This is a genomic window from Streptomyces sp. NRRL S-118 (assembly GCF_000716335.1).
Classification (GTDB): domain Bacteria; phylum Actinomycetota; class Actinomycetes; order Streptomycetales; family Streptomycetaceae; genus Streptomyces.
Map to the genome: position 1 here is coordinate 44,582 of NZ_KL591017.1, position 12,170 is coordinate 56,751.

The window sequence follows — 12,170 nt, forward strand, 5'->3', positions numbered from 1 at the left end:
GGCCCGCCCGGGCGCGCCGATTGACGGGGGACGTCAAATGACGGGAGGCCCGGCGCCTTACCCCGCACCATGGGGGCGTGAGCGTAAGCATCGACATCACCGGACTGCCGCCCGAGCGCATCGTCTTCGAGACCTCGCCCCTCGCCGAGCTGGGCGTGGCGTTGCACGCCCTGTCGGAGCCGGGGCACCACCCCGGGCTGCACGGCTGGGCCACCGCCACCGCCGCCGCGCTCAAGCCGGATCTCGCCGACCGGCTGCTGGAGGCGGACTTCCTGTGGACGACGACGTTCTCGGACGTCCTGACGCCGTTCGCCGGCATCCGCGGCGGCGACGGCCGCACCGGAGCGACGCTCGCCGAGGAGCTGGACCTGCTCGACCGGCTCGACGAGGACCGGTTCATGGCGGCCGCCCTGGAGTTCACCTGCTCCGCGCAGTACGCGGTCGGCGGGCCCGTGCGCCCCGAGCGGGCGCTCGAACTCGCGGCCAACCGCGGGCCCCGGCAGCTGGACTTCACCCGCCGCCTGCTCAGCGATCCCGTCGGGGTACGGGCCTGGCTGCGCCGGCTCTTCGAGGACTGCGACCGGGCGTTCTTCGCCGACACCTGGCGGCGCGTCCAGCCCGCGCTCGCCGCGGACGCCCGCCACAAGACGGAGCTGCTGCGGCGCAAGGGCCTGTCCGAGGTGCTGCACGCGGTCTCGCCCGCCGTGAGCCTCGACGAGGAGGACGGCCGGCGCCGCATCGCGGTCGACAAGCTGTCGGACGGCCGCACCACCGCGACCGGCAGCGGCGTGACGTTCGTGCCCTCCAGCTTCGGCTGGCCCCATGTGTGGGTGCTGCACGCGCCGGGCTGGCGCCCCGTGGTGCACTACCCGATCGCCGCGCCCGAGCTGCCGGGCCCCGCCTCCGTCGAACTGCTCCACCTGCGCATGGAGGCGCTGGCCCACCCCATGCGGATGCGCCTGTGCCGGCAGCTGGCGCGCGCCGCGTACACCACCAGCGAGCTGGCCGAGTCGTACGGCATCACGCCGCCGGAGGTCTCCCGCCACCTCGCGGTGCTGAAGAAGGCGCAGCTGGTCACCACGCGCCGCCGCGGCCGGTACGTCCTGCACCAGCTGGACGTGGCCGCCGTGGCCCGTATCGGCAGCGACTTCCTGGAGACGGTGCTGCGCTGAGCCGTGTCGCACGGAGCCTGCCGGGCGCGCGGCCTGTTCCGCACGACAGGCTCTGGACGTACGGTCCCCGGGGGTGCGTGGGCCGTCCTCAGTCGAAGCGGATGTGCGACAGGCCCACGCCGATCCGCCGCAGCCGGTGCCGCAGCGGCCCGTCCGTGTCGGGCAGCGGCCGCAGCCCGGCCGCTGCCGCGACCCGGTCCGCGACCTCGGGCACGGTCAGCCGGTCCGTCCGCAGGTGCCGGGCGAACTCCGGGGCGGCCAGCCGCTCCAGACACTCGTCCAGCTTGCGCACCGCGAAGCTCTCCCGCTTCAGCCCGCGCCCCAGGCCCCGCTCCCTCAGCCGCCGCAGCACGGTGCCGCGCTCCGCCAGCAGCGCGAAGTGGTGGACGTCGTGTCCCGCGTCGCGCAGCCGGCCGACCACCTCGGCGAAGTACGCCGGGTGCGTCAGCGTCATCGGCACGATGACCGGCCCGTCATCGTGGCGCCGCAGCACCAGGTCGAGGACCTCGTACACACCCTGCCGCCAGGCGGCCAGGTCCTGGAAGTCCCCGCGCAGCGGCTTCGGGGTCATGCGGTGCAGGCCGAAGCCGACGTGCTCGGGGTCGCAGACGACCGCTCCCGGCAGGCGGCGCCGCAGCTCGTACGCCGTCTGCGTCTTGCCTCCCCCGTACGGGCCGTTGAGCCAGAGCAGCATCCCGCTCACTTCCCGCCGCCTCCGGCCCGCACCAGGCCCGTCTCGTACGCGAGGACCACCACCTGCACCCGGTCCCGCAGCGCGAGCTTGGTGAGGATGCGGCCGACATGGGTCTTGACGGTGGCCTCGGACAGCACCAGCCGGGTCGCGATCTCGCCGTTCGACAGGCCCTGCGCGACGAGCATCATCACCTCGCGCTCGCGCTCCGTCAGTTTCTCCAGGGTCGTGTTGCGCGGCTCCGCGCTCGTGGACGGCAGCATCGGGGCGAAGCGGTCCAGCAGCCGCCGGGTCGTGGACGGCGCGACGACCGCGTCACCGCTGTGGACCGACCGGATGGCGGTGAGCAGTTCCCCCGGAGGCACGTCCTTGAGCATGAAGCCGCTCGCGCCCGCCTTCAGCCCGGAGAAGGCGTACTCGTCCAGGTCGAACGTGGTGAGGATGAGGACCTTCGGGGCGCCGGGCTCGCCGCAGATGCGGCGGGTCGCCTCCACGCCGTCGAGGCGCGGCATGCGGACGTCCATCAGCACGACGTCCACCGCGGTGGAGCGCAGGACCTCGATGGCCTCGGCCCCGTCGCCCGCCTCCGCGACGACCTCCATGTCCGGCTGGGCGGCGAGCACCATGCGGAAGCCGGTGCGCAGCAGCACCTGGTCGTCGACGAGCATCACACGGATCGACATGCGGTTCCTTCGGGATACGGGTCAGTGAGCGGGCTTGAGGGGGAGCAGGGCGCTGATCCGGAAGCCGCCGCCCGGCCGCGGCCCGGCATCCAGGGTGCCGCCGACCATACCGACGCGCTCGCGCATTCCGATCAGGCCGTGGCCCCGCCCGTCCGCGCCGCCGTCCTGGTACAGCTCCTGCGTCGCGCCGCGGCCGTCGTCCTCGACCAGCAGGCCCAGGCCGTCGTCGAAGTACACCAGCCGCACGCTCGCCCCGACGTCCGGGCCGCCGTGCTTGCGGGTGTTGGTCAGGGCCTCCTGGACGATGCGGTACGCGGTGAGCTCGACACCGCTCGGCAGCGGGCGCGGGGTGCCCTCGATCCGGAAGTCCACGGCCAGGCCCGCGGTGCGGACCTGTTCGACGAGCTCGCCGATCTGCTGGACGTCCGGCTGCGGTACGTAGTCCTCGGAGTCCTGCGGCTCGCCGGTGCGCAGGATGCCGAGGAGCCGCCGCATCTCGGCGAGGGCCTGGCGGCCGGTGGTGGAGATGGTCTCCAGCGCCTGCTTGGCCTGCTCGGGCGAGCTGTCGAGGACGTAGGCGGCGCCGTCGGCCTGGACGACCATCACGGAGACGTTGTGGGCCACCACGTCGTGCAGCTCGCGCGCGATCCGGGCCCGCTCGGCGGCGACGGCCACCTTGGCCTGCGCCTCGCGCTCCTTCTCCAGGCGCGTGGCGCGCTCCTCCAGCTGCGCGAAGTAGGCGCGGCGCGTGCGCATGGAGTCGCCGAGCACCCAGGCGAGGACGAACGGCACGGTCATCACGACGGTGAAGAAGATCCGCCCGGCCGTCGACACCTCCTCGGCCGGCCAGCGCACCTGCGACAGCGGTGCCGCGGCCACGCCGCCGAGCAGCGCGAGGCGGGAGGCCCAGCGGGCGCCGTCGCCGTGGGCGGCCACCGTGTAGATGACGACCAGCATGGCGAAGTCGGCCGGGTTCGTCTGGATGTCGAGCGCCAGCTGCGCCACCCCGAGGCCGGCGACGAGCAGCAGCGTCTTCTCGGGCGAGCGGCGGCGCAGCGCCACGGCCAGGCAGAGCAGCAGGACGATGCCGGCCGCCGCCGCTCGGGGGTCGGCACCGACGGGTTCGTTGGCCACCCACAGCATGGAGAAACCCAGGAGCATCACGGCCCAGAAGCTGTCGACGCCCGTGGGGTGCCTGCGGATGAAGTCGTAGAGGCGCTGCACGTAACCCAGCGTAGGGAAACGGACAGGTGCAGGGGTCAACCGGAGGTCCCATCCGCAACGAAAGGGCCTACTCCCCAAGGTGGAGACTGGTGCCCGTGACGGATGAGACGTGTCAATGGCGTGGTTGGCGTGCGGCCACGGAGTCCGCTCTGTACGGGCCCGACGGCTTCTACCTGCGGCCCGAGGGGCCGGCGGGGCACTTCCGCACGTCCGTGCACGCCTCGCCGCTCTTCGCCGCGGCGGTGGCCCGGCTGCTCGCGCGGGTCGCGGAGGAGCTGGGGACGGACGAGGTGGACCTGGTCGACGTGGGAGCGGGGCGGGGCGAGCTGCTCGCGGGCGTGCTGGCGGCGGCACCCGCCGGTCTGCGGGTACGGGCGCACGCCGTCGAGCGGGCCGCCCGGCCGGCGGGGCTGGACCCGCAGATCTCCTGGGCGGAGCGGCTCCCGGCCGGGGTGCGCGGGGTGTTGTTCGCCAACGAGTGGCTGGACAACGTCCCGGTGGACGTGGCCGAGGCCGACGGGTCGGGCACGCCCCGGTACGTCGAGGTGGCACCCGACGGCACCGAGCGGCTGGGCGCACCGGTGGCAGGGGCCGACGCGCGGTGGCTGGCGCGCTGGTGGCCGCTGCGGGAGCCGGGCGAGCGTGCCGAGATCGGCCGGCCCCGCGACGCGGCGTGGGCCGGCGCGGTGGGCTCCCTCTCCGCGGGGCTGGCGGTGGCGGTCGACTACGCCCACGCGGCGGGGGCGCGGCCGCCCTTCGGCACGCTGACCGGCTTCCGCGCGGGGCGCGAGGTGCCCCCGGTGCCGGACGGCACCTGCGACATCACGGCCCACGTGGCCCTGGACGCCTGCGCGGCCGCGGGCGCGCCCGTGGCGGCGGGTGCCGCGGGTGCCGCGGGGCCGGCCGCGGGCACGGATCGCGGGGCCGAGCTGGTCACGCAACGGGAGGCGCTGCGGCGGCTCGGGATCACGGGGGCACGGCCGCCCCTGGAGACGGCGCGGACCGATCCCGCCGGCTACGTACGGGCTCTGGCCGCCGCCGGCGAGGCCGCCGAGCTGACGGCGCGCGGCGGGCTCGGGGACTTCACCTGGCTGCTCCAGCCCGTGCCCGGCGAGGGATACTGTCCGCCATGACGGACAGGACGCAGCCCAGGCAGACCACGGTCGGCATCGGCGGTGCGGCGGAGAGCACCGACATGGTGCTGAACATCGGCCCCCAGCACCCCTCCACCCACGGCGTGCTGCGCCTGCGCCTGGTCCTCGACGGCGAGCTGATCCAGCACGCCGAGCCGGTCGTCGGCTACATGCACCGCGGCGCGGAGAAGCTCTTCGAGGCGCGCGACTACCGCCAGATCATCATGCTGGCCAACCGTCACGACTGGCTGTCCGCGTTCTCCAACGAGCTCGGTGTGGTGATGGCCGTCGAGCGGATGCTCGGCATGGAGGTCCCGGAGCGTGCCGTCTGGACGCGCACGCTGCTCGCCGAGCTGAACCGGGTGCTGAACCATCTGATGTTCCTCGGCTCGTACCCTCTCGAACTGGGCGGTATCACCCCGATCTTCCACGCCTTCCGCGAGCGGGAGGACCTCCAGCACGTCATGGAGGAGATTTCCGGCGGCCGGATGCACTACATGTTCAACCGGGTCGGCGGCCTCAAGGAGGACCTGCCGGCCGGCTGGCTCGGCCGGGCCCGGAACGCGGTCGCCGAGGTCCGCTCCCGGATGGACGTCTACGACCGGCTCGTCCTCGGCAACGAGATCTTCCGCGGCCGCACCCGGGGCGTCGGCGTGCTGTCGCCGGAGATCGTGCACGCGTACGGCGTCAGCGGTCCCATCGCCCGCGCCTCGGGCGTCGACTTCGACCTGCGCCGCGACGAGCCGTACCTGGCGTACGGCGAGCTCCAGGACACCCTGGAGGTCGTCACCCGCACGGACGGCGACTGCCTGGCGCGCTTCGAGTGCCTGCTGGGGCAGACGCACAACTCGCTGGACCTCGCGGACGCCTGCCTGGACCGGATCGCCGAGCTGCCGCCCGGTCCGATCAACCAGCGGTTGCCGAAGGTCCTCAAGGCGCCGGAGGGCCACACGTACGCCTGGACCGAGAACCCGCTCGGGCTCAACGGCTACTACCTGGTCTCCAAGGGCGACAAGACCCCGTACCGCCTCAAGCTGCGCTCGGCGTCGTACAACAACATCCAGGCGCTGGTCGAGCTGCTGCCGGGCACGCTGGTGGCGGACATGGTGGCGATCCTGGGGTCGTTCTTCTTCGTCGTGGGCGACATCGACAAGTGACGCCGGCCCCGGACGGGGCACGACCTGCGGAGTGTCCGCGCAGCGGCGTCGTCCGCCCGCGGGGCTCGGCCGCCGGGCGGACGGGACGTCGCGGACACCACTCCCCGATCCGGCCTGGTCCGAACGACAGACCCTAGGACACGGCGTCGCGCCGCAGCTCCACCACGTCGAGCTGCTCGGTCTCGTCGTGCGCCGTCAGGTCGATGACCTTGCCGACCGCGTTCTCCTCCCTGCGCCGTACCGCGAGGGCCTCCTCGCCCACGACGTCCGCCAGGTCCTCGTGCTGCACGGCCTCGATGGCGGCGGGACTCTTCTGCGTCTGCGTACCGAAGAAGTCGAAGCCGCCCTGCAGGCGGGGGGCCGGGCGGCGCTGCGCGGCGCGCGGCACCACCGCGGCCGCCGCCGGGACCGTGCGCATCGCGGAGACGCCGTGGACGGAGGGGGCGGCGGACGACGGGTGGCCCTGCGGCTGCCCGGCGGCCGCCGCGTGCTTCCCCTGCGGCTCGTCGGCCTCCGCTTCCCTGGCCCGCTCGGCCAGGTCGCGGCGGCGTGCCTCCTCGGCGGTGCGCTTCGCCTCCTGCACGGCGGCGTTGCGCGTGAGGTCGTCCAGGGCCTTGGCGGCCTGGAGGTAGGCGGCCGCGGTGGGGGTGGATCCGGCGGCGGGCAGCTGCTTGGCGGGGACGGCGGCCTCCAGGGCGAGCTGCCGGCGGCCCTCCAGGGCGCTGGCGCGCTCGGTCTCGGCGGTGGCGTACCGGCGCAGCAGCTCGGCGTGCTCGTTGCGCAGCCCGGCCAGCTCGACGCGCTTGGCGCGCAGCTTGGCCTCCAGCTTGGTGCGCAGCTCGCGCGACTCCTCCAGGTCGGTCTCCAGCTCGGCTATCCGCTCCTCCGTGCGCCACTGGTCGCCCGCCCGGGCCCGCGTGAGCTCGGCGACGCGACGGCCTGCCGCACGGTCCCAACTGCGCATGAGCACGGCGCCGGTGACGGCGGCCGCCGCGGCGGCCGCGACCAGCAGGCGCAGCACCAGGGGATCCGCGAGGAGCCAGGCGCCTCCGGCACAGAGAACCGGCGCTCCGGCGACCGCCGACGGCGGCAGGAGCCTGTGCAGAGGCGGGGAATGGCGGTGGCGTCCACGTGGCATGGCCTGAAATTTACCGTGCGTAGACGCTGTTTGGGGCATCGGCCCGGCAATGTTTTGCCAGTCTTCGACCGGCGGTTCCCGCCGGGCCGGTCCGCTCTTCTCCCCGTCCCCGTTACCCGCCGATCAACCCCTTGGCCTCCAGGTAAGCCTTCGCCACGTCCGCCGGCTTTGCCCTCTCGGCGTCCACCTTCCTGTTCAGGTCGATCAGATCGTCGGTCGTGAGGACTTTGGTGATCTTGCCGAGCGCGGTGGCTATCTCCGCCGATCCGGCATCCTTCGCATTGACGACCGGCAGCACATTGTCTGCGTTCTGGAGCTTCTTGTCGTCGGCCAGCAGCACCAGCCCGAACTGGTCGAGCGTGGCATCGGTCGTGGTCGTCAGCACCAGCTGGTCGATGCCGTCCTTGACCGCCTGCTTGGCCTGCGGCGTACCGACCCCCTTGGGGTCGATGCCCGTCACGTCGATTCCGTACGTCTTCTTCAGCCCCGGCGCGCAGAACGGCCGGATCTCGCACTCGTCGCCCGCCGCGATCTTCACCTTCAGCTTGGCGGCGCCGAGGTCGGAAAGGGACTTCAGCTTGTTCTTCGCGGCGAATTCCTCCGTCACGGCGAACGCGTTCTGATCCACCGCTGCACCGGCCGGGAGCACCTTCAGTCCGCGCGGTGCCGCGAGCTTCTCCAGTGCAGCGACGGTGGCGCCGGCATCGCTCGAGGCGACGGGCTTCTCCTCCGGCGCCTTCGGTCCGTTCACCTTCGCGTTGAGGAATTCCGCAAGCGTAGCCGCGTATTCCGGAACGACGTCGATCTCGCCCTTCTCCAGGGACGGTTCGTACAGTTCCCGGTTCTCCACCGTCTTGATGGAGGTGGTGTACCCGGCATCCGTCAGCACCTGGGCGTACAGCTCTGCCAGCACGTTGGCCTCGGTGAAGCCGGCCGAGCCGACGACCAGGGTGCCCTTGGCACCGCCGCCGGACGACGCGGTGTCCGCGCCGCCCTTCTTCTCCAGGCTGTCGCCGCCGCATGCGACGAGCCCGCCGCCCAGCGCCACCACGGCCAGCGCCACACCCGCCCTGCGCGAGGTCCTGCTCATCACGTTCTCCGTCCGGATGTCGATACTTCCTTCCGCCGCGTCGGGTCGAACACCCGGCCGGCGAGCACCAGCAGACCCTCGACCGCCAGGGCGAGCCCCCCGACGATCAGCGCCCCCGCGACCACCTGCGCGGTGTTGTACGTGTTGAAACCCGCGGTGATGATCCGGCCGAGCCCGCCCTGTCCCGCCATCGCGGCGAGCGTCGCGGTGGCGATCACCTGGACGGTCGCCGACCGCAGCCCGGTCATCACCATCGGGTAGGCCAGGGGGAGTTCGACCTTCCGGAACAGCTGCCCGCCGGACATCCCCATGCCGCGCGCCGCCTCGACCACCGCCCGGTCGACCTCCCGCATCCCGAGGTACGCGTTGGTGAGCAGCGGAGGCACCGCGAACAGCACCAGGGCGACGATCACCGGCAGGTCGCCGTGGCGCCCGAGAGGAGTGAGGGTGAGCAGGACGAGCACCGCCAGGGTGGGCACCGCCCGGCCCACGTTGGAGAGGTTCACGGCGAGCGCGCCGCCCTTGCCGATGTGCCCCAGCCAGAGCGCCAGGGGCAGCGCGACGAGGCACGAGATCAGCAGGCAGACACCGCTGAACCACACGTGCTCGCCGAGCCGGTGCCACACTCCGCTCTCGCCCTGCCAGTTGGCCCCGGTCGTCAGCCAGGTCCAGGCGTCGGTCACCGCACCCATCGCTCAGCCCGCCCCGCCCGCCCGTGCCGGTATGCGCGTCCACGGGGTCAGCAGCCGCTGCACGCCGAGCAGCAGCAGATCCGCCGCCATCGCCAGCAGCACGCACAGCACCGACGCCGTGAGCACCTGCGCCTTGAAGAAACTCTTCAGCCCGCTCGTGATGAGCGTGCCGAGCCCGCCGTGGTCGACGAGCGCACCGACCGTCGTCAGGGCGATCGTCGACACCGTCGCCATCCGCACGCCCGCCATCACGGCCGGCAGTGCCAGCGGCAGTTCGACCTCCCACAGCAGCCGCCCGCGCCCGTACCCCATGCCGTACGCGGCCTCCCGCGCCTCCTCGGGCACCGCCGCGAGCCCCGCCAGGATGTTCCGTACGAGGATCGTCAGCGAGTACAGCACGAGGCCCGTCACCACCAGGGCCGCCGAGAGCCCGAAGAACGGCAGCAGCAGCGAGAACATGGCCAGCGACGGAACGGTGTAGAGCACGGTCGTCAGTCCCAGCACCGGCCCGGCGAACCGCGGCCGGGTGCGCACCAGCAGGGCCAGCGGGAAGGCCACGGCCAGCCCGATGAGCACCGACACGACCGTGATCCACACGTGCTGGACCGTCGCGTCCGTCAGCTCCTGGGCCCGCGAGCGGACGTACTCCCCGCAGATCCAGTCGTTGGCCGCCAGACAACCCGGCGCCTCGCTCACGCACCCCACCCCCGTTCCACGGCCGCAACCGCTCCTGCGTTCGAGTCACCGACGACCCTATCCCCCGCCACCGACAATCACCGGGGTCCGCCACACCACGGCAACACCGCCTTCACACGGCACCGGCCACAATGGGGAACCATGATCCGATTCGAGCACGTCACGAAGCGGTACCCGGACGGCACGACCGCCGTCGACGACCTGTCGTTCGAGGTCGCCGAGGGCGAACTCGTCACGCTCGTCGGACCGTCCGGCTGCGGCAAGACCACCACGATGAAGATGGTCAACCGGCTCGTCGAACCGACCTCGGGCCGGGTGTTCGTCGACGGCCACGACATCGCCGGCACCGACCCCGTACGGCTGCGCCGCGGCATCGGCTACGTCATCCAGCAGGTCGGCCTCTTCCCGCACCGGACCGTGCTGGAGAACACCGCGACCGTCCCCCACCTCCTCGGCGTCAAGCGGTCCGCGGCCCGTGACCGCGCCGCCGAACTCCTCGACCTCGTCGGCCTCGACCCGGCCGTGTACGGCGACCGCTATCCCGAACAGCTCTCCGGCGGCCAGCGCCAGCGTGTCGGCGTGGCCCGCGCGCTGGCCGCCGACCCGCCCGTGCTGCTGATGGACGAACCGTTCGGTGCGGTCGACCCGGTCGTCCGCGAGCGTCTGCAGAGCGAGTTCCTCAAGCTCCAGTCCCGGATGCGCAAGACGGTCCTGTTCGTCACGCACGACATCGAGGAGGCGGTCCGGCTGGGCGACCGCATCGCGGTCTTCGGGCAGGGCCGGATCGAGCAGCTGGACGCGCCCGCCACGGTCCTGGGCGCCCCGGCCACGCCGTACGTCGCCGAGTTCGTCGGCGCCGACCGCGGACTGAAGCGCCTGTCGGTCACCCCGATCGAGCCCGGCGACCTCGAACAGCCCCCGGTCGTCCGCCTCGACGACCCGCTGCCCCGCGACCTGGGCGCGCACTGGGCCGTCGTGCTGGACGCGGAGGGCGGCCTGCACGGCTGGATCTCCGCCGAACAGGCCGGCGCCGGCAGCGGCCTGGTGCGCGACCACGCCCGCCGGATGGAGGCGTGGCTGCCCGTCGGCGCCTCGCTGAAGCAGGCGTTCGCCACGATGCTCCAGTACGACGCGGGCTGGATCGCGGTCGTCGACCGCGAGGAGAAGGGCCGCTTCCTCGGCGTGCTCACCCCGGCGCGGCTGCACGAGGCGCTGCGCCGCTCCACCGCCGCCGATGCGCGGGACGTAGCGCGCGGCGACGTCGACCTGGAGACCGTCAGCCGGCGCTGAGCCGGCCGCTCAGCCACACCAGGGCCGGCGGGATCTCCCGGTTCCAGGTGCTGAAGTTGTGCCCGCCGCTGTCGAGGGTGATCGACGAGACGCGGGCGGGCGCCTTCACCTTGCTGATGAAGTCGAGCGTCCCCCGGCGGTTGCCCTCGCCCTGCCGGGAGGTGGTGACCAGGAAGGACGACCGGCCCTGCGGCAGGTGGTCCAGGCTCCACAGCAGATCGGCCCGGTCGCGGCGGCGCTGGTCGCCGTGGAACAGGTCCCCGGTCGTGACGTCCTCGGCCGCCTTGTAGTACGCGGACAGGCCGGCGGCCGCCGCGTACCGCCCGGGGTGGTGCAGGGCGATCTTCAGCGCGCAGTAGCCGCCGGTGGAGTTGCCGATGAAGCCCCAGTTCCGGGCGTGCGTGCCGACCCGGTACGTCCCGGAGACGGCCTCGGGCAGGTCCTCGGCGAAGAAGGTCTCGGTCTGCGGGCCGCCGGGGACGTCGACGCACTCGGTGTCCCTGGGCGGCGCCACGGTGGGGCGCAGCATCACCAGGATCATGGGGCGCATCTTCCCCTGCTTCACCTGCTCGTGGGCGGTGCGCGGGTACTTGAGCCCTTTGAGCAGGTTCTCGGCGGTGCCCGGGTAGCCGGTCAGCACGACGGCCGCCGGGAAGGTCTTCCCGGCGTACCGCGGCTGGAAGTACTCCGGCGGCAGGTAGACGTAGGCCGTGCTCCGGATCTTCGATCTCCCGCCGGAGACGACGACCTTCTGGACCTGGCCGGCCAGCGCCGGGCGGGCGGCGCCCGGCACGCCCTCGGGCTTGCGCTCGCCGACCACCGTGATGCCCGCCGCGCCGCCCGCGGAGTGGTCGACGACGACGCCCATCTCCTGCTCCCGTCCGAACAGGTCGGCCCACGAGCCGTAGAAGAGGAACTGGTTGTTCGCGGCCAGGCCGACCGCGGCGAAGAGGGCCAGCTGGGTCGCCAGCAGCAGCCCCACCCGGGCGAGCACCGGCCGCAGGCCCCGGCGGGCGAGCCGCGGCCACAGCAGGACGGTCGCCGCGAACAGGCCGATGGCCAGGAGCGATGCCAGCGCCAGGACCTTGTTGCTGGTGAGACCCATGAGTCGTGCCAGTCCTCTTCGTCGAGATTTTCCCGGGGGCGGAATGAACCCGTCTCCCCCGTGTGCCGTCCTAGAGAGCGCACGCTGTCCGGCCGAGCC

12 protein-coding genes are annotated in these 12,170 nt (G+C 72.9%); 4 read left to right on the plus strand and 8 right to left on the minus strand.

Going from position 1 to position 12,170, the window contains the following annotated elements:
* Window positions 1-77: 77 nt before the first annotated feature.
* The gene (locus IH00_RS0125200; RefSeq protein ID WP_031077352.1) at window positions 78-1,172 is read left to right on the plus strand and encodes a DUF5937 family protein; all 1,095 of its coding nucleotides are present in this window, start codon (window positions 78-80) and stop codon (window positions 1,170-1,172) included.
* A gap of 88 nt (window positions 1,173-1,260) precedes the next feature.
* Here IH00_RS0125200 and IH00_RS0125205 read toward each other — a convergent pair whose 3' ends face one another.
* From IH00_RS0125205 to IH00_RS0125215, 3 genes are read right to left on the minus strand one after another with little or no spacing between them, the layout of a single operon-like run.
* Window positions 1,261-1,866: an AAA family ATPase gene (locus IH00_RS0125205; protein WP_031077354.1), complete on the minus strand. Its 606-nt coding sequence runs from the start codon at window positions 1,864-1,866 to the stop codon at window positions 1,261-1,263.
* A 5-nt stretch (window positions 1,867-1,871) separates the two neighbouring features.
* Complete coding sequence (locus tag IH00_RS0125210; protein WP_031077355.1) at window positions 1,872-2,546, minus strand: response regulator transcription factor; 675 nt, start codon at window positions 2,544-2,546, stop codon at window positions 1,872-1,874.
* Window positions 2,547-2,567: 21 nt separating this feature from the next.
* On the minus strand, window positions 2,568-3,770 hold the full coding sequence (locus IH00_RS0125215; protein WP_031077358.1) for a sensor histidine kinase: 1,203 nt from the start codon (window positions 3,768-3,770) through the stop codon (window positions 2,568-2,570).
* Between the two features lie 95 nt (window positions 3,771-3,865).
* On the opposite strand from IH00_RS0125215, the gene IH00_RS0125220 reads away from it, so the two are divergent.
* Window positions 3,866-4,903, plus strand: a complete 1,038-nt coding sequence (locus tag IH00_RS0125220) for an SAM-dependent methyltransferase (RefSeq protein ID WP_031077360.1) — start codon at window positions 3,866-3,868, stop codon at window positions 4,901-4,903.
* Entirely contained in the window at window positions 4,900-6,060 is a 1,161-nt protein-coding gene (locus IH00_RS0125225) for an NADH-quinone oxidoreductase subunit D (protein WP_031077362.1), read from the plus strand. Before IH00_RS0125220 ends, IH00_RS0125225 begins: the two co-directional genes overlap by 4 nt.
* 133 nt (window positions 6,061-6,193) lie before the next feature.
* Here IH00_RS0125225 and IH00_RS0125230 read toward each other — a convergent pair whose 3' ends face one another.
* The 4 genes from IH00_RS0125230 to IH00_RS0125245 all read right to left on the minus strand — a co-directional run bounded on the left by IH00_RS0125230 (window position 6,194) and on the right by IH00_RS0125245 (window position 9,676).
* Window positions 6,194-7,198 carry a hypothetical protein gene (locus IH00_RS0125230; protein ID WP_031077364.1) on the minus strand — a complete coding sequence of 335 codons (1,005 nt, stop codon included), beginning with the start codon at window positions 7,196-7,198 and terminating at the stop codon, window positions 6,194-6,196.
* A gap of 112 nt (window positions 7,199-7,310) precedes the next feature.
* Window positions 7,311-8,288 carry an ABC transporter substrate-binding protein gene (locus IH00_RS0125235; RefSeq protein WP_031077366.1) on the minus strand — a complete coding sequence of 326 codons (978 nt, stop codon included), beginning with the start codon at window positions 8,286-8,288 and terminating at the stop codon, window positions 7,311-7,313.
* Window positions 8,288-8,980, minus strand: coding sequence for an ABC transporter permease (locus IH00_RS0125240; protein ID WP_031077368.1), 693 nt, complete (start codon window positions 8,978-8,980; stop codon window positions 8,288-8,290). The genes IH00_RS0125235 and IH00_RS0125240 overlap by 1 nt, the downstream gene beginning before the upstream one ends.
* Before the next feature lie 3 nt (window positions 8,981-8,983).
* Complete coding sequence (locus IH00_RS0125245; protein WP_031077370.1) at window positions 8,984-9,676, minus strand: ABC transporter permease; 693 nt, start codon at window positions 9,674-9,676, stop codon at window positions 8,984-8,986.
* A 141-nt stretch (window positions 9,677-9,817) separates the two neighbouring features.
* Here IH00_RS0125245 and IH00_RS0125250 point away from each other — a divergent pair, with 141 nt between their 5' ends.
* A complete protein-coding gene (locus tag IH00_RS0125250) occupies window positions 9,818-10,966 on the plus strand; it encodes an ABC transporter ATP-binding protein (RefSeq protein ID WP_031077372.1) in 1,149 nt (382 codons plus the stop codon).
* Here IH00_RS0125250 and IH00_RS0125255 read toward each other — a convergent pair.
* A complete protein-coding gene (locus tag IH00_RS0125255; RefSeq protein WP_031077375.1) occupies window positions 10,953-12,071 on the minus strand; it encodes an alpha/beta hydrolase in 1,119 nt (372 codons plus the stop codon). The genes IH00_RS0125250 and IH00_RS0125255 overlap by 14 nt on opposite strands.
* Window positions 12,072-12,170: the final 99 nt, after the last annotated feature.

Coding starts and splice junctions, on each gene's coding strand:
- IH00_RS0125205 (WP_031077354.1), bottom strand. CDS start 1,866: ATGCTGCTCTGGCTCAACGGCCCGTACGGGGGAGGCAAGACGCAGACG.
- IH00_RS0125210 (WP_031077355.1), bottom strand. CDS start 2,546: ATGTCGATCCGTGTGATGCTCGTCGACGACCAGGTGCTGCTGCGCACC.
- IH00_RS0125225 (WP_031077362.1), top strand. CDS start 4,900: ATGACGGACAGGACGCAGCCCAGGCAGACCACGGTCGGCATCGGCGGT.
- IH00_RS0125230 (WP_031077364.1), bottom strand. CDS start 7,198: ATGCCACGTGGACGCCACCGCCATTCCCCGCCTCTGCACAGGCTCCTG.
- IH00_RS0125235 (WP_031077366.1), bottom strand. CDS start 8,288: ATGAGCAGGACCTCGCGCAGGGCGGGTGTGGCGCTGGCCGTGGTGGCG.
- IH00_RS0125240 (WP_031077368.1), bottom strand. CDS start 8,980: ATGGGTGCGGTGACCGACGCCTGGACCTGGCTGACGACCGGGGCCAAC.
- IH00_RS0125250 (WP_031077372.1), top strand. CDS start 9,818: ATGATCCGATTCGAGCACGTCACGAAGCGGTACCCGGACGGCACGACC.
- IH00_RS0125255 (WP_031077375.1), bottom strand. CDS start 12,071: ATGGGTCTCACCAGCAACAAGGTCCTGGCGCTGGCATCGCTCCTGGCC.